Origin of the sequence: Streptomyces sp. NPDC051963, from assembly GCF_044593495.1 — a bacterium.
In the GTDB taxonomy this organism is placed as follows: Bacteria; Actinomycetota; Actinomycetes; order Streptomycetales; family Streptomycetaceae; genus Streptomyces.
In genome coordinates this window covers 1-1,633 of sequence record NZ_JBIUCC010000032.1, presented here as the reverse complement: position 1 = coordinate 1,633, position 1,633 = coordinate 1, and the positions used below count along the sequence as shown (strand labels likewise).

Annotated in this window: 1 protein-coding gene; it reads right to left on the bottom strand. The window is 68.8% G+C overall.

Features of this window, described 5'->3' with window-relative positions; all coding sequences use genetic code 11:
* Positions 1-67: 67 nt before the first annotated feature.
* A partial coding sequence (locus ACIHFB_RS45825; protein ID WP_400130034.1) for an acyl-CoA carboxylase subunit beta occupies positions 68-1,633 on the bottom strand: 1,566 nt, incomplete at its 5' end.

Genomic DNA, 1,633 nt, shown 5'->3' with positions numbered 1-1,633 from the left:
GCCAGGGCGGCGGCCAGTTCCTCCGGGGTCGGGTTGCCCCGTACGACCTTGATGGTCATGGTGGCTCCTAGAGGGGGATGTTGCCGTGCTTCTTCGGGGGCAGGGACTCGCGCTTGGTGCGGAGTTGGCGCAGGCCGCGTACGACGTGGCGGCGGGTGTCGGACGGCATGATCACGGAGTCGACGTAGCCGCGCTCGGCCGCGATGTAGGGGTTGAGGAGGGCGTCCTCGTACTCCTGGATGACGCGGGCCCGGGTCGCCTCCACGTCGCCGGCGGCCTCCGCCTCGGCGATCGTGCGGCGGTGCAGGATGTTGACCGCGCCCTGGGCGCCCATGACGGCGATCTGGGCGGTCGGCCAGGCGAGGTTGAGGTCGGCACCCAGGTGCTTGGAGCCCATGACGTCGTAGGCGCCGCCGAAGGCCTTGCGGGTGATGACGGTGATCAGCGGGACGGTCGCCTCCGCGTAGGCGTAGATCAGCTTGGCGCCGCGGCGGATGATGCCGTCGTGCTCCTGGTCGACGCCGGGCAGGAAGCCGGGGACGTCGACGAAGGTGATGACCGGGATGTTGAAGGCGTCGCAGGTGCGGACGAAGCGGGCCGCCTTCTCGGAGGCCTTGATGTCCAGGCAACCGGCGTACTGCATCGGCTGGTTGGCCACGATGCCGACCGGGCGGCCCTCGACGCGGCCGTAGCCGGTGAGGATGTTCGGCGCGTACAGCGGCTGGGTCTCGAAGAACTCGGCGTCGTCCAGGATGTGTTCGATCACCGTGTGCATGTCGTACGGCTGGTTCGCGCTGTCGGGGACCAGCACGTCCAGCTCGCGGTCCTCGTCGGTGAGGGCGAGGTCCGCCTCCTCCGGGAAGACCGGGGGTTCGCTCAGGTTGTTGGACGGCAGGTACGACAGCAGCTGCTTGATGTACTCGATCGCGTCCTTCTCGTCGCCGGCCATGTGATGGGCCACGCCCGAGGTCGAGTTGTGGGTGCGGGCGCCGCCCAGCTCCTCGAAGCCGACGTCCTCGCCGGTGACCGTCTTGATGACGTCCGGTCCGGTGATGAACATGTGCGAGGTCTGGTCGACCATGATCGTGAAGTCGGTGATCGCGGGGGAGTAGACCGCACCGCCCGCGCAGGGACCCACGACAAGGCTGATCTGCGGGATGACGCCGGAGGCGTGCGTGTTCCGGCGGAAGATCTCCCCGTACGCGCCCAGCGAGGCCACGCCCTCCTGGATGCGGGCGCCGCCGGAGTCGTTGATGCCGATGACCGGGCAGCCGGTCTTCAGGGCGAAGTCCATGACCTTGACGATCTTCTGGCCGTAGACCTCGCCGAGGGCCCCGCCGAAGACGGTGAAGTCCTGGGAGAAGACGGCGACCGGGCGGCCGTCGACGGTGCCGTAGCCGGTGACGACCCCGTCGCCGTACGGGCGGTTGTGCTCCAGGCCGAAGTTGGTGGAGCGGTGCCGGGCGAACTCGTCGAGTTCGACGAAGGACCCCTCGTCGAGCAGGAGCTCGATCCGCTCACGGGCCGTCAACTTGCCCTTGGCGTGCTGCTTTTCGACGGCGCGTGCGGAGCCGGCGTGCGTCGCTTCCTCGATACGGCGCTGGAGATCCGCGAGCTTGCCCGCGGTGGTGTG